20 protein-coding genes and 2 tRNA genes are annotated in these 19,482 nt (G+C 53.3%); 13 read left to right on the top strand and 9 right to left on the bottom strand.

The window, feature by feature from the left end; genetic code table 11:
• Nucleotides 1–49 precede the first annotated feature (49 nt).
• The 5 genes from map (at nucleotide 50) to GN208_RS14775 (ending at nucleotide 5,734) form a co-directional block, all read left to right on the top strand.
• Nucleotides 50–847, top strand: a complete 798-nt coding sequence (gene map / locus GN208_RS14795) for a type I methionyl aminopeptidase (protein WP_004237221.1) — start codon at nucleotides 50–52, stop codon at nucleotides 845–847.
• 76 nt (nucleotides 848–923) lie between these two features.
• Nucleotides 924–1,640 carry a hypothetical protein gene (locus tag GN208_RS14790; protein ID WP_004237220.1) on the top strand — a complete coding sequence of 239 codons (717 nt, stop codon included), beginning with the start codon at nucleotides 924–926 and terminating at the stop codon, nucleotides 1,638–1,640.
• Between the two features lie 84 nt (nucleotides 1,641–1,724).
• Nucleotides 1,725–4,379, top strand: coding sequence for a bifunctional uridylyltransferase/uridylyl-removing protein GlnD (glnD, locus tag GN208_RS14785; protein WP_004237219.1), 2,655 nt, complete (start codon nucleotides 1,725–1,727; stop codon nucleotides 4,377–4,379).
• A 37-nt stretch (nucleotides 4,380–4,416) separates the two neighbouring features.
• The gene (gene dapD, locus GN208_RS14780) at nucleotides 4,417–5,241 is read left to right on the top strand and encodes a 2,3,4,5-tetrahydropyridine-2,6-dicarboxylate N-succinyltransferase (RefSeq protein WP_004237218.1); all 825 of its coding nucleotides are present in this window, start codon (nucleotides 4,417–4,419) and stop codon (nucleotides 5,239–5,241) included.
• Nucleotides 5,242–5,347: 106 nt separating this feature from the next.
• A complete protein-coding gene (locus tag GN208_RS14775) occupies nucleotides 5,348–5,734 on the top strand; it encodes a DUF3461 family protein (RefSeq protein ID WP_004237217.1) in 387 nt (128 codons plus the stop codon).
• Between the two features lie 55 nt (nucleotides 5,735–5,789).
• Here the strand turns inward: GN208_RS14775 and GN208_RS14770 are convergent, their stop codons facing one another.
• The 4 genes from GN208_RS14770 to syd all read right to left on the bottom strand — a co-directional run bounded on the left by GN208_RS14770 (nucleotide 5,790) and on the right by syd (nucleotide 8,324).
• Nucleotides 5,790–6,239 carry a flavodoxin gene (locus GN208_RS14770; RefSeq protein WP_004237216.1) on the bottom strand — a complete coding sequence of 150 codons (450 nt, stop codon included), beginning with the start codon at nucleotides 6,237–6,239 and terminating at the stop codon, nucleotides 5,790–5,792.
• A 41-nt stretch (nucleotides 6,240–6,280) separates the two neighbouring features.
• The gene (gene truC / locus GN208_RS14765) at nucleotides 6,281–7,039 is read right to left on the bottom strand and encodes a tRNA pseudouridine(65) synthase TruC (protein ID WP_015422459.1); all 759 of its coding nucleotides are present in this window, start codon (nucleotides 7,037–7,039) and stop codon (nucleotides 6,281–6,283) included.
• Entirely contained in the window at nucleotides 7,036–7,359 is a 324-nt protein-coding gene (locus GN208_RS14760) for a YqcC family protein (protein WP_004237214.1), read from the bottom strand. Before GN208_RS14760 ends, truC begins: the two co-directional genes overlap by 4 nt.
• 413 nt (nucleotides 7,360–7,772) lie before the next feature.
• On the bottom strand, nucleotides 7,773–8,324 hold the full coding sequence (gene syd, locus GN208_RS14755) for a SecY-interacting protein (RefSeq protein ID WP_004237213.1): 552 nt from the start codon (nucleotides 8,322–8,324) through the stop codon (nucleotides 7,773–7,775).
• 108 nt (nucleotides 8,325–8,432) lie between these two features.
• Here syd and queF point away from each other — a divergent pair, with 108 nt between their 5' ends.
• From queF to GN208_RS14735, 4 genes are all read left to right on the top strand, one after another.
• Nucleotides 8,433–9,284, top strand: coding sequence for an NADPH-dependent 7-cyano-7-deazaguanine reductase QueF (gene queF / locus GN208_RS14750; RefSeq protein ID WP_243828465.1), 852 nt, complete (start codon nucleotides 8,433–8,435; stop codon nucleotides 9,282–9,284).
• 60 nt (nucleotides 9,285–9,344) lie between these two features.
• On the top strand, nucleotides 9,345–10,712 hold the full coding sequence (gene ppnN, locus GN208_RS14745) for a nucleotide 5'-monophosphate nucleosidase PpnN (protein ID WP_004237210.1): 1,368 nt from the start codon (nucleotides 9,345–9,347) through the stop codon (nucleotides 10,710–10,712).
• A gap of 56 nt (nucleotides 10,713–10,768) precedes the next feature.
• A complete protein-coding gene (gene xni / locus GN208_RS14740) occupies nucleotides 10,769–11,536 on the top strand; it encodes a flap endonuclease Xni (RefSeq protein ID WP_004237209.1) in 768 nt (255 codons plus the stop codon).
• Between the two features lie 145 nt (nucleotides 11,537–11,681).
• On the top strand, nucleotides 11,682–12,377 hold the full coding sequence (locus GN208_RS14735; RefSeq protein WP_004237208.1) for a DUF3592 domain-containing protein: 696 nt from the start codon (nucleotides 11,682–11,684) through the stop codon (nucleotides 12,375–12,377).
• Nucleotides 12,378–12,416: 39 nt separating this feature from the next.
• Here GN208_RS14735 and rlmM read toward each other — a convergent pair whose 3' ends face one another.
• From rlmM to GN208_RS14720, 3 genes are read right to left on the bottom strand one after another with little or no spacing between them, the layout of a single operon-like run.
• Entirely contained in the window at nucleotides 12,417–13,514 is a 1,098-nt protein-coding gene (gene rlmM / locus GN208_RS14730; protein WP_004237207.1) for a 23S rRNA (cytidine(2498)-2'-O)-methyltransferase RlmM, read from the bottom strand.
• Entirely contained in the window at nucleotides 13,507–13,902 is a 396-nt protein-coding gene (locus GN208_RS14725; protein ID WP_015422457.1) for a DUF423 domain-containing protein, read from the bottom strand. The genes rlmM and GN208_RS14725 overlap by 8 nt, the downstream gene beginning before the upstream one ends.
• Before the next feature lie 26 nt (nucleotides 13,903–13,928).
• Nucleotides 13,929–14,855: a transcriptional regulator GcvA gene (locus GN208_RS14720; protein WP_004242201.1), complete on the bottom strand. Its 927-nt coding sequence runs from the start codon at nucleotides 14,853–14,855 to the stop codon at nucleotides 13,929–13,931.
• Between the two features lie 510 nt (nucleotides 14,856–15,365).
• On the opposite strand from GN208_RS14720, the gene csdA reads away from it, so the two are divergent.
• Nucleotides 15,366–16,577, top strand: coding sequence for a cysteine desulfurase CsdA (gene csdA, locus GN208_RS14715; RefSeq protein WP_004242200.1), 1,212 nt, complete (start codon nucleotides 15,366–15,368; stop codon nucleotides 16,575–16,577).
• Nucleotides 16,578–16,586: 9 nt separating this feature from the next.
• The gene (gene csdE, locus GN208_RS14710) at nucleotides 16,587–17,033 is read left to right on the top strand and encodes a cysteine desulfurase sulfur acceptor subunit CsdE (protein ID WP_004237202.1); all 447 of its coding nucleotides are present in this window, start codon (nucleotides 16,587–16,589) and stop codon (nucleotides 17,031–17,033) included.
• Nucleotides 17,034–17,038: 5 nt separating this feature from the next.
• Here csdE and tcdA read toward each other — a convergent pair whose 3' ends face one another.
• Entirely contained in the window at nucleotides 17,039–17,857 is an 819-nt protein-coding gene (gene tcdA, locus GN208_RS14705; RefSeq protein ID WP_004237201.1) for a tRNA cyclic N6-threonylcarbamoyladenosine(37) synthase TcdA, read from the bottom strand.
• An 88-nt stretch (nucleotides 17,858–17,945) separates the two neighbouring features.
• Nucleotides 17,946–19,043: a murein transglycosylase A gene (mltA, locus tag GN208_RS14700; protein ID WP_015422456.1), complete on the bottom strand. Its 1,098-nt coding sequence runs from the start codon at nucleotides 19,041–19,043 to the stop codon at nucleotides 17,946–17,948.
• Between the two features lie 229 nt (nucleotides 19,044–19,272).
• Between mltA and GN208_RS14695 the strand changes: the two genes are divergently transcribed.
• Nucleotides 19,273–19,349, top strand: a tRNA-Met gene (locus GN208_RS14695).
• A 58-nt stretch (nucleotides 19,350–19,407) separates the two neighbouring features.
• Nucleotides 19,408–19,481 (top strand) — tRNA-Met (locus GN208_RS14690).
• Nucleotide 19,482 lies beyond the last annotated feature (1 nt).

Below are 19,482 nucleotides of genomic sequence, written 5' to 3'. Positions count from 1 at the left end.
TATTCCTAAGTAAAGTCACGGGGCATTCCCGGTTCGGATATCAATAATTATGGCAATCACAATCAAAACAGAAGACGACATCGCGAAGATGCGTGTCGCCGGTCGTCTTGCGGCCGAAGTGCTCGAAATTATCGCCCCGCATGTTGTGCCGGGTGTCAGTACCGGTGAACTCGACCGCATCTGCCACGAGCATATTACGGTAAAACAGCAGGCTATTTCTGCCTGTCTCGGCTACCACGGCTTCCCGAAATCTGTCTGTATCTCCGTCAATGATGTGGTCTGCCACGGCATTCCGAGTGAAGATAAAATCTTAAAAAACGGCGATATTGTGAATATCGATGTCACTGTTATCAAAGACGGATTCCACGGCGACACCTCTGCCATGTTTATCGCCGGAAAACCGACGATTCAGGGCGAGCGTCTGTGCCGCGTGACACAGGAGAGCCTCTATCTGGCACTGCGTATGGTTAAACCGGGCATCCGCCTGCGGACTATCGGCGCGGCTATCCAGAAATTCGCGGAAGGCCATGATTATTCTGTCGTGCGCGATTACTGCGGTCACGGTATCGGCGAAGGTTTCCACGAGGAGCCGCAGGTGCTGCATTATGACGGCGATGACGGCGGTGTGGTGCTGAAAAAAGGCATGGCATTTACCATCGAACCGATGCTCAATACCGGCGATTACCGCATCCGTACCATGAAAGACGGCTGGACTGTCAAAACCAAAGATCGCGGCTTATCCGCGCAATATGAGCACACGCTGGTTGTCACCGATGACGGCTGTGAAATCATGACCCTGCGTAAAGATGAGGAAGGCGCGCTTTCCCGTATTCTCGTTGCGCAGTAACCGCCCTGTATTCATGTCCGGCGCACATGCCGGGCATGATACCTCCCCGCCGTCAGGACGCTGAGGAATAACCGGAATGACAACTTCCCCCCGGAAATCTGCCTGTATCATTATTGGTATTGTCACATTGATCCTGCTTGTCATGCTGATACCGTTTTATTTCCTGACCAAGTCATCCGGCTGGTGGCAGAAAGAGTTTGTCGCACGCGGGTATGCTGTCGGTGTGCAGATCCACCAGAATGTTTACGAACTGAATCTGTTTGATCTGGCCTTTACCAAACCGGTGTTTGATCACCAGTCAGTGTATGTCCCGGCAAGCAGCCTCGGCTCCTATTTCACACTGGTTGCGTTGTCACAACAGTCGTTTCCGACGCGGAAAAACATTCTGCTGCCGACGGAAAATCCCTATTTCAACGGCCGGATCAGCATCACTGCCCTGAATATTGATACCGCCGCGCTGGCAAGCGAGAGCAGACAGTACCTGAATGCCGGGGAGAGCTACCGCATCACCCGTCTGACTGCTTCACCGGACCGCTCTCTGTTCAGTTTCAGTACCGATGATAATGCGCCGGAAATACTGCAATCCTCCCCGTACCTGAAGGATATCGTCAATCAGGGCATGTGCCGCACTGACGGACAAAGCAACGGCTGCGGGATCGCCGAAGATACCTATATTAACCTCAGTGACGTCCTGCATAACTACTTCCGCAGCTGCCTGATTTACCGGGTGGATGATGAAAACAAACGCATTATTCTGCAGTTTATCCCGATGCCGGGCCCTGTGCTGATATAACCCCGGCGGACCGGCAAAAAACTGGTTATTTCCCCGCTGACGCAGTAACCTTGCAGCAGAACACCTCTGCCACAAGGATCCCGCATGGACAACGCCCGGAGTACCGCATCAGCCCTGAAACCCGCCTCGCCGTTATCCTTTACTGATGATGATTTGCAGCTGCCTGTGCTGCGGGAACACCTGGAGCATTACCGCCGCTGGCAGGCAGAGGCTTTCCGCGAAGGCCAGCCGGTTCATACCCTGCTGCTGACCCGCAGTGATTATATCGATCAGCTGCTGATCCGCCTGTGGCAGTTTTTCAGTTTTGATGAGGTGGCGGATTTCGCCCTGGTGGCGGTCGGCGGTTACGGTCGCCGGGAGCTGCACCCGTTGTCGGATATCGATATCCTGCTGCTGAGCAGAGCCCCGCTGCCGGAAGCACTCACGCCGAAAATCGGGGAGTTTATTGCCGTGCTGTGGGATCTGAAACTGACGGTCGGCCACAGTGTCCGTACCCTGGATGAGTGTATCCGCGAAGGACTCGGCGACCTGACTGTCGCCACCAACCTGATTGAATCGCGCCTTATCTGCGGCACTCTGCCGCTGTTCCTGCAGTTACAGCGGCAGATATTTAATGACAGCTTCTGGCCGTCACCGCGCTTTTTTGCCGCCAAACTGGCAGAGCAGAAAGAGCGCCACGCCCGCTATCACAGCACCAGTTATAACCTGGAACCGGATATCAAAAGCAGTCCGGGCGGGCTGCGTGATATCCATACCCTGCTCTGGGTGGCGCGCCGCCATTTCGGTGCGACGTCGCTGTATGAAATGGCCGGTTCCGGCTTCCTGACCGATGCCGAGCGGGAAGAGCTGAATGAATGTCTGGATATGCTCTGGCGCATCCGCTTTGCCCTGCATCTGTCTCTGAGCCGCTACGATAACCGCCTGCTGTTTGATCGCCAGCTCAGTGTGGCGGAGCAGCTCGGGTATGACGGCGAGCACAATCAGCCGGTCGAGCGGATGATGAAAGCCTATTACCGCGTCACCCGCCGCGTGTCCGAACTCAATGAAATGCTGCTGCAATTGTTCGACGAAGCCATTCTGCACGCAGGGCACCACGATACCCCCAAACCGCTTGATAAGGATTTTCAGCTGTACGGCCACCGTATCGGGCTTATCCGTGATTCGCTGTTCAGTGAGGATCCCGCTGCCATTATGCGGATGTTTTACCGCATGGCCTGTGATGACACCATCACCGGCATTCATTCCGGCACACTGCGTCAGCTGCGCCATGCCCGGCGGCATCTCAGCCGTCCGCTGATGGAGTATCCGGAGGCCAGAGAGCTGTTTATCGCGATCCTGCGCCATCCGCGCGGTGTGAGCGCCGCGTTTGTTCCGATGCACCGTCATGGTGTGCTGGGTGCCTATATGCCGCTGTGGGGCAATATTGTCGGGCAGATGCAGTTCGATCTGTTCCATGCCTATACCGTGGATGAACACACACTGCGGGTGCTGGGAAAAATCGATACTTTCAGGCTGGAATCCGAGCGGGTGAATCATCCGGTGTGTGTGGATGTCTGGCCGAAACTGCCGCAGCCGGAACTGCTGCGCCTGGCGGCTCTGTTCCACGATATCGCCAAGGGCAGACAGGGCGATCATGCCGTTCTTGGTGCGGCAGATGCACGGGAATTCTGTGAATATCACGACCTGAATGAAGCAGACACAGCTCTGGTCAGCTGGCTGGTGGAAAAACACCTGCTGATGTCGGTGACCGCGCAGCGCCGGGATATTCAGGATCCGGAAGTGATCCGCACCTTTGCCGGTGAGGTGCAGAGCACAGAGCGGCTCCGTTACCTTATCTGCCTGACCGTTGCCGATATATGGGCGACCAATGCCTCGCTCTGGAACGGCTGGCGGCGCAGTCTGCTGCGCGAACTGTTTATCAGCACCGAAAACCAGTTATTACGCGGAGTGCATAATAAACCGAATCTGCGCCAGCGGATCCGCCACCACCGCGACCGTGCACTGGCCCTGCTGCGTCAGGACGGTGCCGATGAGCAGAAACTGAACCGGTTCTGGTCGCGCTGTCATGCAGATTATTTTCTGCGCCATACCCCGGAACAGCTTGCCTGGCACGCCGGGGCACTGCTGAAAAATGATATGGCATCACCGCTGATCCTTATCAGTAACCAGCGCAGCCACGGCGGCAGTGAAATTTTTATCTGGTGCAACGACCGCCCTTCCCTGTTTGCTTCGGTGGTCAGCGAGCTGGATCGCCGCAATCTCAGTGTCCAGAACGCCCAGATTTTCACCAACCGCGACAATATGGCAATGGATTCCTTTGTGGTGCTGGAGCCGGACGGCAAGCCTCTCGCCGCCGATCGCCATGACACTATCCGTAAAGCACTGGCCTGCGCGGTTACCACAGATTATGTACCGAACCACCGCACCCGGACCGCCCCCGCCAAATTGCGCCATTTTGATGTGCCGACGCGGGTGAAGTTTATTCACAATAAACGCGGCCTGCGCAGCTACATGGAATTATATGCGCTGGATAAACCCGGACTGCTGGCGCAGGTTGGTCAGATTTTTGCCGTACTCGGCCTTCAGCTGCACGGCGCGCGCATCACCACAACCGGCGAAAAAGTCGAGGATATTTTTATTCTGACGGATAAGGATAATAAAGCGCTGGATAAAAATATTCAGGAAGAACTGACTGAACGGTTGACAAAAGCCCTCAATTCAAAGGATAAAACAGAGTAAATTCATCAAAGCACCAGATAAAAGGAAACGAACACCGATGCAGCAATTACAGGCCATTATTGAATCCGCCTTTGAAGATCGCGCCGCTGTGACACCGGCAACTGCCACCCCTGTACTGCGTGACGCAGTTAATCAGGTGATTGAGTTACTGGACAGCGGAAAACTGCGCGTCGCTGAAAAAATCGGCGGCACCTGGGTGACACATCAGTGGCTGAAAAAAGCAGTGCTGCTCTCTTTCCGTATCAGTGACAATCAGGTGATGGACGGGGCTGAATCCCGTTACTTTGATAAAGTCCCGATGAAATTCGCGGATTACGACCAGGCGCGTTTTGAGCGCGAAGGGTTCCGTGTGGTACCGCCTGCGGCAGCCCGCCGTGGTGCGTTTATCGCCCGCAATACCGTACTGATGCCATCTTACGTCAATATCGGTGCCTATGTGGATGAAGGCACGATGGTGGATACCTGGGCGACGGTCGGCTCCTGTGCGCAGATCGGTAAAAACGTGCATCTCTCCGGCGGTGTCGGTATCGGCGGGGTATTAGAGCCGTTACAGGCCAATCCGACCATTATCGAGGACAACTGCTTTATCGGCGCACGTTCCGAAGTGGTGGAAGGAGTGATTGTGGAAACCGGTTCCGTGATTTCCATGGGTGTGTATATCGGCCAGAGCACCAAAATTTATGATCGCGAAACCGGCGAAATCCATTACGGCCGTGTCCCGGCGGGCTCTGTGGTTGTCTCCGGTAATCTGCCGTCAAAAGATGGCCGTTACAGCCTCTATTGTGCGGTGATTGTCAAAAAAGTAGATGAAAAAACGCGCGGCAAGGTCGGAATTAATGAATTGTTACGCACCATAGACTAATCTCAGAAATAGCGGATAATAACTCCGCTATTTTTTTATCCGTGCATCTTATCTTCCGCCTTTTGCGGCGGGAACAGGACAGAATAACAATCAATAGGTGGCGCACATGTACGACAATTTAAAAAGTCTGGGAATTACGCATCCTGAAGATATTGATCGCTATACTCTTCGTCAGGAAGCGAACAACGACATTCTGAAAATCTATTTCCGCAAGGATAAAGGCGAGTTTTTCGCCAAGAGCGTGAAGTTTAAGTACCCGCGTCAGCGCAAGACTATCCAGGATGCACAGGGTTTCAAAGAGATTAATGAGATCAACAGCAACCTGCGTTATGTCATCGAAGAGCTGGATACCATCTGCCAGCAGACAGAGAGCGCGATGCCGGAAATCGATCTGAAACGTAAGATCCTCGACGATCTCCGCCATCTGGAGCATGTGGTGTCCAATAAGATCGCTGAAATTGAAAGCGATCTGGAAAAACTGACCCGCAAGTAACCGGATGAAACACTGCCGCAGTGCTGCAAAGCTGCTGCGGCGTTGTTTTCCGTGATCAGCTGACCAGTGCCGCCCAGGTTTTCAGCCACGGCTGTGCAAACTCTTCCGGTGCAGCGACTTCCGCGCCGTCAATCACCAGCATCTCGCCGATGCGCTGCGCATGCTGTTCCTGCAGTAACTCATTGAACTGATGGCCGCCACCGGCAAAATTATCATAACTGCTGTCGCCCAGCGCGATAATACCGTAGCGCAGTGACGGCTGATAACCGATGTCATCCCGCAGACCGGCAAACAGTTCGCGGATATTATCCGGCAGATCGCCCTGTCCGGTGGTGGAGGTGATCACCAGTGCCACATCTGTAAGGTAATCTTTCCACTGTGACAGTTCCGGTTCATCAAATAACACCACTTCATGACCGGCCTGCTCCAGAATGGTCTGCGCCTCTTCACCCACAGCCAGCGAGTTGCCGTAAACTGTGCCGATAAAAATACCGATACGTGCCATTATCCGTCCTTTTTCATCAGTAAAATCAAATTATTAATAAATCAGGGTAATGTCCAGCCAAGCTGTTCCGCCACCCGCTGCCAGGTTTCATCGAAACCGGCATGCAGTACCAGCGGCTCTCCGCTGACCGGGTGTGTCAGCGCCAGTTCAGATGCATGCAGCATCAGCCGGCGGCTGCCGAAATGTTCTGTGAATCCCCGGTTCTGACGCAGATCGCCGTGCGCGGTATCACCGATAATCGGATGCCGCAGATGCTGCATATGGCGGCGCAGCTGGTGTTTGCGTCCGGTTTCCGGTTTCAGTTCCGTCAGGGTAAAACGGGATGTCGGGTAACGCCCGATAGCCACCGGACACTCCACTTTCGCCAGCGGGCGGTAGTGTGTCACTGCCGGTTGCGCCGGTTTTTCCGCCGCAAATTTATCGGCGATTTTATCCAGCTCTTCCACCAGCGGGTAATCCAGCGTCGCCGTTTCTTCTATCCAGCCGCGCACCACCGCATGATAGGTTTTCTGCATTTCATGCCGCTCAAGCTGTTGTGACAGGAGGCGTGCTACCTCAGACGATAATCCCATCAGCAAAACGCCGGAGGTCGGTCTGTCGAGACGGTGAACCGGAAAAACATGCTGACCTATCTGGTCGCGCAGTGTCTGCATCACAAATACCGTTTCATGACGGTCAAGCCAGCTGCGGTGTACCAGCCATCCGGCGGGTTTATTCACCGCGACGATATGTTCATCCTGATAACAGATTTCCAGTAATGGTTTTTCCGGTAATGGCGTGTCCTGCAATGGTTGTGTCACGCGAAAAGCCCGTCCAGTGCCCGTAAATGGTCAAGCAGCACCAGATAGCGTGCAGCCTGTTCGTCCCCTCTGTAGTGCTCTTCAAAATACGGGGCTATCTGAAAGGCGGACGGCAGTGCCGCGCCCTGTTCAATCATGGCATACAGACGCGGGATAAGGATCCACTGTAACCATTCATGGGCATTCATGGTATCCACCGCAAACGGCAGTTCGCTTTCAAATGCTTCTGCTGCCGGAGGCTGCCCCTGCCACAGCTCGACGGCGCGCATCTCATTCTCGATGTCCGTCAGGATCGCAGTAATCTGCTGATGTTTTGTCATAACTGAAACCTGTTTACGCTGTAAAATTCATTTTCCGCAGCCAATGCCGCTGATATCTGTAGCGTAACATTGAGGTCAGATAAGTAAAAATCAATTCCTGTCCGGAAGACATAAAAAGGCATAACGGGGAGTTGCGGGGGGATTAAAAACGAGGGGGAAAAATCCCCCTCGTTTTTAATAAAATAACATCCTGTCTCTGCTGAAAATACATCCGTGTATTTCCGTCCACTTCCTTATGGGCACAGACAGCATGCCGCAGCACGGCGTGACAAACAATAATACCGGCGGGAAATCACAGTGACACAGAAATATTAACCACATGAATTTATTGGTTATTTTCAGAGAATCATCACTTTGCGGCAGACCGTATTACAGCCATCACCGGTAAAATCCCACACCGCTGTCAGTGATATTTATGCTGTGCATACCGCCGTCAGCTGTGACAGGAATGATGCCGTATCCGCCGCCAGCACCCGGCGCTTTGTGGTACCGAACGTTTCGAGGATCACTTCACCGCTCAGGTTACAGACAGAAATCATGTCAAATTCCGATTCCAGTGTGGCGATAAACTGTGTCGGCGGCAGTTTCAGACGGCGCTGCGTGACCAGATGACCAATCAGGTTTTCCTGTAAGCGGATAAAATCATCCTCACTCCAGACCTGCACCAGACTGAGCTGAATATCCTCAAAAACAGCCTGCATATCCCCCGCAAACTGCTGCGTGTAGAATTCACTGATATCCGGGTGCAGCTGAATATCCAGCGCTTTCTCAACCGGCTGCAAATGCTTGTCTGCGGTGAATTCCGCCGGCTCCCAGTACACACATTCATCACCGGTGCGGATAATACACGGGGAAGGAATACCATAAAGATCGTGACTGATCGGCGGTAAACCTGTTTTTTCCTGCCATAAACCGACATAATGCCGGGTAAACTGATGTAACGCCTGAGAAACTGTGCGGGTCATATCGCAAAACCTGTTAAACATAAAAGTATCATGCCGCTATAGTAACGTATGACAGACTGTATTGGCGACAGGCGGTACTATTTTTCACCTGAGGTAAAAGGGTTATTTATGTCTCTGTATGAAGGAAAGGCGGAACTGGCGTCACTGACGCTCGGTAAAAAAACCGGTTATGAGCAGCATTACAATCCTGCCTTATTGCAGGGTGTGCCGCGCAGCCTCAACCGGGATGCCCTGCATCTGCATGCGGATAATCTGCCTTTTCGCGGTGCGGATCTGTGGACACTCTATGAGCTCTCCTGGTTACAGCCGAACGGCGTGCCCTGCATTGCGCTCGGCTATGTTTCCCTCGATGCCGCCGGGCTGAATCTGATTGAATCCAAGAGCTTCAAGCTCTATCTTAACAGCTTTAACCAGACAGTATTTGCCTCTGCGGATGATGTCCGCCGCACACTGGAGCAGGATTTAAGCGCCTGTGCACAGGGAAAGGTGACAGTGGAGTTGCTGCGCCCGGATCAGTTCACCGGACAAAAAATCATTGATTTTACCGGCGAGTGTATCGATTATCAGGATATTACGATTACTGATTATCAGTTCAGCAGTGATTATCTTATTGATGCCGTCAATGAAAATGACGATGTCGTTGAAGAAACGTTAGTCAGCCACCTGCTAAAATCAAACTGCCTGATTACACAGCAGCCTGACTGGGGCTCCGTCGCCATACAGTATCGCGGCCACAAAATTGATCGTGAAAAACTGCTGCGGTACCTGGTGTCATTCCGCAACCATAACGAGTTTCATGAGCAGTGCGTTGAGCGGATTTTTACCGATCTGAATACACACTGCCGCCCGGTTGCCCTGACTGTCTATGCCCGTTATACACGGCGCGGCGGGCTGGATATCAATCCGTGGCGCACCAATACGGACTTTACACCGTCTGCGGACCGTCTTGCCCGTCAGTAAGGCAGACAGCGCGCAACCTGTACGACTACAATTTATCCACGGGATAACAAGGAGTTTTACTTGATCACACATATCAGCCCGTTAGGCTCTATGGATCTGCTTTCCCAGCTTGAAGTTGATGTTCTGAAACGGACAGCAAGCAGTCACCTGTACCGTCTGTACCGCAACTGTTCGCTGGCGGTACTGAATTCCGGCAGCCAGATGGATAACAGTCATGAATTACTGTCCCGTTTCCCGGACTTTGATATTAACGTGCTGCGCCGTGAGCGCGGGGTAAAACTCGAACTGGTGAACCCGCCGCAGAATGCGTTTGTTGACGGCAAAATTATCCGTTCACTCCAGGCTAACCTGTTTGCCGTGCTGCGCGATATTCTGTTCGTACAGACTCAGATCACCGATGCCGAGCGCTGCCGCGGCCTGAATCTGGACAACAGCGCACATATTACCAACCTGATTTTCTTTATTCTGCGTAACGCCCGCGCCCTGCATATTGATGAAGATCCGAATATGATCGTCTGCTGGGGCGGTCACTCCATCAATGAAACCGAATACCTGTACGGACGTAAAGTCGGTAACGAGCTGGGGCTGCGCGAGCTGAATATCTGTACCGGCTGCGGACCGGGTGCTATGGAAGCGCCGATGAAAGGCGCGGCTGTCGGCCATGCCCAACAGGGTTACAAAAACAGCCGTTTTATCGGCCTGACCGAGCCGTCCATTATTGCTGCCGAGCCGCCTAACCCGCTGGTGAACGAACTTATCATCATGCCGGATATCGAAAAACGTCTGGAAAGCTTTGTCCGCCTGGCACACGGGATCATCATCTTCCCGGGCGGGGTCGGTACGGCTGAAGAGCTGCTCTACCTGCTGGGGATCCTGATGCATCCGGAAAACAAAGATCAGGTGCTGCCGCTGGTACTGACCGGGCCGAAAGAGAGCGCCGACTATTTCCGTGTGCTCAATGATTTCGTGATCAACACCCTGGGCGAAGAAGCTACCCGCCATTATCAGATCATTATTGATGATCCGGTGGAAGTTGCCCGCGTAATGAAACGCGCCATGCCGGAAGTGAAAGATAACCGCCGCAGCACCGGGGATGCTTACAGCTTCAACTGGTCGATTAAAATTGCCGGTGATCTGCAGCATCCGTTTGAGCCGACACATGAAAATATGGCCGCGCTGAACCTGTACCGCAATCAGGAGCCGGAAAAACTGGCGGCAGATCTGCGCCGTGCGTTCTCCGGTATTGTCGCCGGTAACGTGAAAGAAAATGGTATGCAGGCCATCGCACAGCACGGGCCGTTCAAAATCCACGGCGAAGAAGCCATTATGCAGCGGATGGATGTCATGCTGCGCGGATTTGTTGAACAGCACCGGATGAAATTACCGGGCGGCACGGCTTACGAGCCATGCTACGAAATCATCCGCTGATACTTTTTATCTGAACTGTTTCCCCGCCGCCGGCGGGGAAATTATATATAGCGACTATGATCCATTTACTGATTATCGATGCAATGAATCTGATCCGCCGGATCTACGCCGTGCAGAGCCAGTCCGGCCTGCTGGTCTGTGAGCAGGCGCTGATGCAGATCCTGAATCATGCACAACCGACACACGCGGTCACTGTCTTTGATGAGGACGACCGCAGTCACAGCTGGCGTCATCAGCTGTTGCCGGGTTACAAAGCGGGACGCAGTGAGATGCCGGAGGTTGTCCGGCAGGAACTGCCGCTGCTGCGGGAAATGTTTGCCCGTCACGGCATCCGGGCATGGCATTCCGAAGGGGATGAGGCGGATGATCTCGCCGCCACACTGGCGCACAAAGTCGGTCAGGCGGGACACAGAGTGACGATTATCTCCACCGACAAAGGCTACTGCCAGCTGCTCTCCCCGCAGATTCAGATCCGCGACTATTTTCAGAAACGCTGGCTCGATATGCCGTTTATTGCCGCCGAATTTGGTGTTACCTCGCAGCAATTACCGGACTTCTGGGGCTTAAGCGGCATCAGCAGCAGTAAAATTCCCGGCATCACCGGTATCGGCCCGAAAACAGCGGCCACACTGCTCAGCACCTTTGCTGATCTGGACTCACTTTACAGCGACATTGACCGGGTACCGGAAAAATGGCGTCAGAAACTGATCGACGGAAAAGCCATGGCTTACAGCTGCCGTGACGTCGCCACCCTGAAGCGGGATCTGCATTTACAGGGCAATCTCAGCCAGTTGCGCTTACCAGCGGGAAACAGCAGCTCTTAAACCAGACAACGGAGTGCCTGTGTTTACTCAGCTTCGTTCGGAATAATCCCGGTCAAATTTAGCTTAAGTTAAAATCGTTAGATAAACCGGCGGACATCCCCTACACTCGGTTTTATTAATATATTAACCAGCTAGCGGATGGCTTATGTTTACGAAAGCACGCATTATTTTAGGGGTTTTTGCTGTTATTGGTTTGCTGATGCTGATGGGCGGCAGTTACTTTTACCTTTCCGGTTATTCACAGGAAAAAAGCGGAATAGTGGTCACCGGACAAATTATCGATCTGTCTGTTCATCGCTCTGATGACGGTACTACTTATTGTCCTGTGGTGAAATACACTGACGGGCAGGAAGAGTATGTCATAGAGTCCTCTTATTGCAGCAGCGGTTACCACAATGCACTGGGTGACGATATTGATGTTATTTACCAGCCGGGCAACCCGGATAACGCGGTTATCCACTCTTTCGGCGGTCTGTACGGCGGAGCCGTGATTCTTCTCGGAATGGGTGCGGTATTTGCACTGGTCGGTACGCTGCCGCTGATTATCATGTATCTGCGGAGTAAATCCGGTCAGCGCCTGCTGCGGGAAGGAATGCCGGTCAAAGCCCGGTTCAGTGAAGTGATCCTGAATACCACGATCAATATCAACGGCCGCAGCCCGTTTCAGATTGTGGCACAAATGCATGACACTGCGGCAAACACGGTGAAACTGTATTACAGCCACAATATTGCGTTTGACCCCTCACCGTTTATTAATCAGGAGTTTGTCACCGTTTATGTGGACAAGAAAAATCCTGATAAATACTACATGGATATCTCTTTCCTGCCGAAGGTGAAGTGATACAAAAAAAATCCCGGCAATCATTGCCGGGATTTTTCATCAGAAGACCCGATCCGGGTTATATGCACCCCACACCCGCTGGACATGCACCGTAATTTCCTCACGGTCATGATACAGATGTTTCGCGTGGATCAGCGCATTCACGCCCTGCTCTTTCATTTCAGCAGCCATTTTTTCGAGGATATGAGATACCTCTTCATAGCGCTTTTTCATCGGCAGTTTAAGGTTGAAAATCGTCTCGCGGCACCAGCCATTAACCATCCATGTGGTCATCAGCGCGGCCACTTTCGCCGGTTTTTCCACCATATCGCAGACCAGCCAGGTAATATTTTTGGATGTCGGCACGAACTTAAAGCCATCCTCACGGAGATGGCGCACCTGACCGGTTTCCATCAGGCTTTCAGCCATCGGGCCGTTATCCACGGCCTGAACACGCATACTGTGTTTCACCAGCTGATACGTCCAGCCGCCCGGGCATGCCCCCAGGTCCACCGCCTGTAATCCGCCTTCCAGACGCTCTTCCCATTCGTCGTACGGAATAAACATATGAAATGCTTCTTCCAGCTTGAGGGTGGAGCGGCTCGGTGCATCTGACGGGAACTTCAGACGCGGGATCCCCATGTAGAACGCAGAGTTATTATTCGAGTAAGAATAACCGACATAGCAACAGCCCGGCGCGATAAAGAAAACGTGAATGACCGGACGGCCCCGGTTCTCTTTTGCCAGCAGCAGTTTTTCCTGACGCAGTGCCGAACGCAGCGGTACCGTGAATTTACGGCAGAACTTCATCAGCTCTTTGGCTTCGTTGGTGTCAGGCACTTCGACGCGCAGATCACCCGCACGCTCCACCACGCCGGTCAGCATCCCCATGATCGGCGAAATCCGGTCATTTTCGGGTAAGTTTTTCAGCAGTTCGCCGACAACTATCATCTGACGGGCAAAAATCAGTTCTTTAAACGGGATCTCTTTTGCAATGCGATCGGCATCATCCGGCTGATAGCATTCAAAAATGACATAACCGCTGTTCTCTTTAACCCGCGGGAAACCAAAAATCTCAAGACGCCCGGCTTTATCCGTGATCTCAGCTGCACACTCTTTTTCAAAACCCGGACGGCAATATAATGCTATTTTATTCATGGCCGGAAGCCACTTTCCTTAGACGCAGCGCGCCAATCAATACACAAAACCAGCCTAACAGGAAACTTACCCCGCCAACCGGCGTAAAATAGGCAAAATATTTCATCTGTAACAGCGCCATACAATACAGGCTGCCGGAAAACAGCAGAATGCCGATCCCGAAAAACAGTCCGCTCCAGTAAAACCACAATACCACTTTGCGCATCAGCACAGCGGCCAGCCCCATCAGGGCGAGTGTATGTGAGATCTGGTACTGGAGACCCAGATTAATCCAGTCCATCTGGTGCTTTGCCAGAACCGGTGTTAAAAGGTGCGATCCGATTGCGCCGAATGCAACATAAAAAAAGCCGCTGAAACCGGCAAAAATTAACATCAACCGACTATTCATTTGCCATACCTTATGTGAAGTTCAGGTTAATCCTGCTCACTTGTCATCCAACCTAGTTTTTCCTGTTCACTCGCCGCCTGCGCCATAATCCACTGACGGAATGCTGCGATTTTACCGGAATCAGCCTGACTGTCCTGACACACCAGATAAAACGCATTCTTACTGACCAGAATATCTTTAAACGGGCACACCAGGCGACCGGCATCCAGTTCATTTTTTGCCATAACATTATTGACCAGTGCCACGCCCTGCCCGTGCACTGCGGCCTGAATCACCATCGCACTGTGGCTGAAAATCGGCCCGTGCTGCACATTAACCTGCTGCTGCAAATCCGCCTGACGGATATACGCCTGCCAGTCACGGCGGGATGAATCATGCAGAAGTGTATGATACGACAAATCGGTCAGCGTTTTGAGCGGCCGTTCACCGGTCATCAGTGACGGCGCGCACACCGGGATCAGATATTCCGCATACAGCCGGTCTGTACGCAGACCCGGCCAGTTACCCCTGCCGTAAAAAATCGCCACATCCACATCATCGGCCAGTTTATCTTCTTCGCGGTCAACCGCCTGGATCCGCACATCAATGCCCGGATAGGCCTGATGAAAGCCGGACAGACGCGGCACCAGCCACTGGATCGCGAAACTCGGTGACAGACTGACTGTCAGCGCCCCTTTGGCACTGCGTGCCTGGAGTTTGCGTGTGGCGTCGTTTATCGCTGAGAAGATTTCCTTAATATCGAGATAATAACTCTGCCCCTCTTCCGTCAGCAACAACGAACGGTTCCGGCGGCGGAATAATTTCAGCCCGAGGAAATCTTCCAGGCTTTTCATCTGATGGCTCACTGCGGCCTGAGTCACAAAAAGCTCTTCCGCCGCCTTAGTAAAACTTAAATGGCGGGCGGCAGCATCGAAGACACGCAAAGCATTGAGCGGAGGCAATCGTTTGGACATTTTCTGGTTTTTCTGTCAGATCCGGATACCGGTAACGTAAGTTTAGTCGGGATTAGTTTTTGTAATCCGAAGCATTATAAATTGTCCCTTGATGATACACCAGCAAATACCTATAGTATGCCCACTTCCTAAGCCGGAACGAAAAGTTGAACGGTAGCGATACTGCAAAACTTTTGGCTATGTGGTTGTGATGTTGTGTTTGCAAGTTGTCCGGGAGTTCCGGACATAGTAGCTTAAGCTACTGTTTTTTTCACTTCCTGTACATTTACCCTGTCTGTCCATAGTGATTTTTTGAATGCACCGCCGATTGCGGTGCTTTTTTTTGCCTTCCGTCCGCAGATACGTTTCCCCCGTCTGGAAAGCCGCCACGATGTTGATTATAGTAAACCGTCGCTGACGGTGCTACCGCCGCGATCCGGCCGGTCACCACCGGGCTCCCGCCTCTGATGTACCGGATACCGCACTTTTTGCATAAGCTCTGTTTATCTCAGACTGCCGTTGATAACACTGATGAAAACCTTTTCTCCCGATACATTCCGCCGCGCCTTTCCCGGGACTGCCGGTGACACTATTTTTCTCGACAGCGCCGCCACCGCCCTTAAACCGGAGGTGATGACACAGGCCACCGCCCGCTATTATCAGCATGACAGCGGCGCGACCGTTCACCGCAGCCATCACCGGCAGGCCAGAGCCGTCACTGAACAGTTTGAGCAGGCCCGTGACGCTGTGCGGCAGCTGATTCAGGCTGAGGACGCTCGCAGCTGTATCTGGACAAAAGGCACCACCGAATCCCTGAACCTGGTCGCTCAGGGCTTTTTCCGCCCGCGTCTGCAGCCGGGGGATGAAATCATTGTCAGTGAGATGGAACACCATTCCAACCTGATCCCTTGGATCATGCTGGCACAGCAGACCGGAGCAACCCTGGTGAAATGGCCGCTGACAGCGGACAAAACACTGTGCTGTGATCAGCTGGAAACCCTGCTGTCACCACGCACCCGGCTGGTGGCGGTCACACAGATGTCCAATGTCACCGGCTGTCAGCCGGATATTGCCCGCGCGGCGCAGCTGGCACATCAGCACGGCGCACTGATTGTCGCTGACGGTGCTCAGGGCGTGGTTCACCGCCCGCTGAATGTCACCCTCAGTGATGTTGATTTCTATGCGTTTTCCGCCCACAAACTCTATGGCCCGAACGGGCTGGGTGTGCTGTACGGCCGTCCGGAGCTGCTCAGTGACATGCAGCCGTGGCAGGGCGGCGGCAAAATGCTGACGGATACCGACTTTTTCAGCTTCACCCCGGCTCCGGTTCCCGCCCGTTTTGAAGCAGGAACGCCCAATGTGGCCGGTGTTACCGCGTTCGGAGAAACCCTGCGCTGGCTGGATACAATCGATCTCACCGCCGCCCACGATTACACCATTGCACTGTGTGACAGTGCAGAACAGCAGCTCGCGGCACTCCCCGGTTTCCGCAGTTACCGCAGCCCCGGCAGCCCGCTGCTGGCCTTTAATATCGATGGTATTCATCACAGTGATATCGCCACGCTGCTGGCGGAAAAAAATATCGCCCTGCGCCACGGGCAGCACTGTGCGCAGCCGCTGTGTCAGGCGCTGGGCACGGAAGGCTGTCTGCGGGTCTCCTTTATGCCGTATAATCAGCCGGATGATGTCCGTCAGCTGGTGCAGGCGGTACAGTTTGCCCTTGAAATTCTGGCTGACAACTGAGAGAAAAAGATGACACACACATTCCCGGCAAACCCGTTCGGCCACACTATCCGCCGTGAGCAGCTCACGGAAACCTTTTCCGCCTGCCGCTCATGGGAGGAAAAATACCGTCAGCTGGTGATGCTGGCACGTCAGTTACCGGCACTGCCGCCGGAAAGCAAAGGTGAAGAGACAGAAATTAAAGGCTGTGAAAACCGCGTCTGGCTGGATGGCACACTCAGCAGTGACGGTACACTGCATTTTTGGGGGGACAGTGACGGACGGATTGTTAAAGGCCTTCTGGCAATACTGCTGACCGAAGCGGAAGGTCTGACACCGGCAGCTCTGTTATCCGCGGATTTATCTGCAGCGTATGAACAGTACGGGCTGAGTGCGCAGCTCAGCCAGTCCAGACAAAACGGGATTCAGGCACTGATTGATGCCGCCCGCGCCATTGCACAGCGGTTCAGCGCCTGAAAGGCTTATTCCGCCGCAGCACGCTCCGCTTTTGCCACCAGTTTTTTCAGTGCATGAGAGACCGCCACAAACCCGAAGGATGCCGTGACCACGGTGGCGGCACCGAATCCGGCGGCACAGTCCATCCGCATACTCCCTTCCGCACTGTTTTTCATACCACAGGCCGCGCTGCCGTCCGCCTGCGGGTAACGCAGCGGTTCTGTCGAGAACACACAATCAATCCCGAGCCGCCCTTTGCCGTTTTTACGCACACCATAATCTGATTTCAGACGTTCACGCAGTTTCGCCGCCAGCGGATCCTGTAAGGTTTTCGCCAGATCCGCGACCTGAATCTGTGTCGGGTCGATCTGCCCGCCGGCACCGCCGGTGGTAACCAGCGGAATTTTATTGCGGCGGCAGTAAGCCAGCAGCGCTGCTTTCGGGCGGACGCTGTCGATAGCATCAATCACATAATCAAACCCCGGGCTCATCATGTCTGCGACATTATCCGGCGTGACAAAATCATCCGTACAATGCACCTCACATTCCGGGTTGATAGCCAGGATCCGCTCCCGCATCACCTCAATTTTCGGCTGTCCGACCGTGCCCTGCATGGCGTGGATCTGCCGGTTGGTATTGGTTATGCACACATCATCCATATCAATCAGTGTAATGGCACCGATTCCGGTACGCGCCAGTGCTTCCGCAGCCCACGAGCCGACACCACCGATGCCGACAACACAGAAATGAGACCGGGCAAATAAACGGAGTGCCTGCTGACCATAAAGACGGCCAATACCGGCGAAGCGCTGTAAGTACGCATCAGATAAAGAAGTTTGTGTCATCGGGAACCTGCGGTGTCAGTCACGGAAAAAGAAGGAGTTGATGCCGGTGCATACATCAGAGTGAAGTATACACCGGACAAAAGGAAGACTACAGCGCCGGGTTCAGGATCGGCGGGATCCCTTTTTTCAGTACCCAGACGCGGCCGTAGTGATTGTAGAAACCAGCCATCAGCCCGGCATCGTGGCCGATACCATGATAGATATCGAAGTGATGCCCCTTGATAGCCCCGCCGACATCCAGTGCGATCATCAGACGCATATCATAACGGCCGGTAAAATTACCCTGGTTATCCAGCACCGGAACTTCCGCCAGAAGCGTGGTACCCGGCGGGATCAGAGTTTTATCCGAGGCCACAGAGGCTTTGGCAATCAGCGGTACCGCGCTCGCCCCTTTCACCGGTGCAAACTGCTTCGGTGTGAAGAAGACAAAAGAGGCGTTTTGCTCCAGTAATTCCTGCACTTCCTGCGGAGAGTGATTATCGGCCCACTGGCGGATCGCCAGCATCGACATATCTTTCTTCTCCACCTCGCCGCGATCGATCAGAACACGCCCGATACTGGTATAACCGTGCCCGTTCTTCCCGGCATACGCGAAAAAGTTCAGCTCAGAACCATCACCGAAATCAATATAAGCACTGCCCTGAACATCCATCAGGAAATTATCCATCAGTGAGTTGCTGTAGGCGAGGACATAGTTATCACTCAGCGCGCCGTTATAAATCTGGGCCCGGCTCGGCAGACGGCTGCCTTTTTTCGGCGGCATGCGGTAGATAGGATACTGAAACTCCCCCTGACGGGTATGACGGGCCTGAACGACCGGGGTGTAATAGCCGGTAAACTGCACATTTCCGTAGTTATCTTTGCCTTCCATCTGATAGCTGTGCAGGTTGAACTGCCGCAACTGTGCGGTATCCGCACCGGAGCGCAGCCAGTTTTCAACCGCACGGAAGTTCTCGCTGTACTGATTGTACAGGCGTGGCGAGGTTGTCCGGATGGCTTCCACCTGTTTCAGAAAGTCCGGGCCGTTGACCGGCACACCGGGACTGTTGACGCTCGCCACTTCCTGTAAATTCTGTGTCAGATGCCCGTCTTTATACTGCTGACCTTTATCTGTCGGACGCGATTCACAACCAACCAATAAAGAAAATAATACGCCGCACAACAAATACCTGCCGGTTTTGCTCATACCCATCCGCCAACCAATAATTTGAATTAATGCAATATGTATGCGAACGATATCAAATCGCTTTTATTATGCAACCGCTTTAATTTTTGCTGCTGAACAATCATCCGGTCAAATGAATAAAAAACACGCAATCAGCCGGATAATTAACCAAATCAGGGGGTAGCATAGCTTTTTATCAAGAAAAAACTTGCATCAGCTCTCATCCTGAGTATAGTAAGCGCCTCACAGACGCGGGATGGAGCAGCCTGGTAGCTCGTCGGGCTCATAACCCGAAGGTCGTCGGTTCAAATCCGGCTCCCGCAACCAATTTTGAAGTGCGCTGTCTGTGAATACAATGTGATATGCTCAGTTAATGATATTCGGACGCGGGATGGAGCAGCCTGGTAGCTCGTCGGGCTCATAACCCGAAGGTCGTCGGTTCAAATCCGGCTCCCGCAAC

The sequence above is a fragment of the Morganella sp. HSTU-ASny43 genome, from assembly GCF_022819185.1.
Taxonomy (GTDB): Bacteria; Pseudomonadota; Gammaproteobacteria; order Enterobacterales; family Enterobacteriaceae; genus Morganella; species Morganella morganii.
The sequence above is the reverse complement of the archived record's forward strand: the minus strand, read 5'-3'. Positions and strand labels throughout refer to the sequence as shown.

Excerpts from the sequence above, each read along its gene's own strand:
- map (WP_004237221.1), top strand. The coding sequence starts at position 50 with ATGGCAATCACAATCAAAACAGAAGACGACATCGCGAAGATGCGTGTC.
- GN208_RS14790 (WP_004237220.1), top strand. The coding sequence starts at position 924 with ATGACAACTTCCCCCCGGAAATCTGCCTGTATCATTATTGGTATTGTC.
- glnD (WP_004237219.1), top strand. The coding sequence starts at position 1,725 with ATGGACAACGCCCGGAGTACCGCATCAGCCCTGAAACCCGCCTCGCCG.
- dapD (WP_004237218.1), top strand. The coding sequence starts at position 4,417 with ATGCAGCAATTACAGGCCATTATTGAATCCGCCTTTGAAGATCGCGCC.
- GN208_RS14775 (WP_004237217.1), top strand. The coding sequence starts at position 5,348 with ATGTACGACAATTTAAAAAGTCTGGGAATTACGCATCCTGAAGATATT.
- GN208_RS14770 (WP_004237216.1), bottom strand. The coding sequence starts at position 6,239 with ATGGCACGTATCGGTATTTTTATCGGCACAGTTTACGGCAACTCGCTG.
- GN208_RS14760 (WP_004237214.1), bottom strand. The coding sequence starts at position 7,359 with ATGACAAAACATCAGCAGATTACTGCGATCCTGACGGACATCGAGAAT.
- syd (WP_004237213.1), bottom strand. The coding sequence starts at position 8,324 with ATGACCCGCACAGTTTCTCAGGCGTTACATCAGTTTACCCGGCATTAT.
- queF (WP_243828465.1), top strand. The coding sequence starts at position 8,433 with ATGTCTCTGTATGAAGGAAAGGCGGAACTGGCGTCACTGACGCTCGGT.
- xni (WP_004237209.1), top strand. The coding sequence starts at position 10,769 with ATGATCCATTTACTGATTATCGATGCAATGAATCTGATCCGCCGGATC.
- GN208_RS14735 (WP_004237208.1), top strand. The coding sequence starts at position 11,682 with ATGTTTACGAAAGCACGCATTATTTTAGGGGTTTTTGCTGTTATTGGT.
- rlmM (WP_004237207.1), bottom strand. The coding sequence starts at position 13,514 with ATGAATAAAATAGCATTATATTGCCGTCCGGGTTTTGAAAAAGAGTGT.
- GN208_RS14725 (WP_015422457.1), bottom strand. The coding sequence starts at position 13,902 with ATGAATAGTCGGTTGATGTTAATTTTTGCCGGTTTCAGCGGCTTTTTT.
- GN208_RS14720 (WP_004242201.1), bottom strand. The coding sequence starts at position 14,855 with ATGTCCAAACGATTGCCTCCGCTCAATGCTTTGCGTGTCTTCGATGCT.
- csdA (WP_004242200.1), top strand. The coding sequence starts at position 15,366 with ATGAAAACCTTTTCTCCCGATACATTCCGCCGCGCCTTTCCCGGGACT.
- csdE (WP_004237202.1), top strand. The coding sequence starts at position 16,587 with ATGACACACACATTCCCGGCAAACCCGTTCGGCCACACTATCCGCCGT.
- tcdA (WP_004237201.1), bottom strand. The coding sequence starts at position 17,857 with ATGACACAAACTTCTTTATCTGATGCGTACTTACAGCGCTTCGCCGGT.
- mltA (WP_015422456.1), bottom strand. The coding sequence starts at position 19,043 with ATGAGCAAAACCGGCAGGTATTTGTTGTGCGGCGTATTATTTTCTTTA.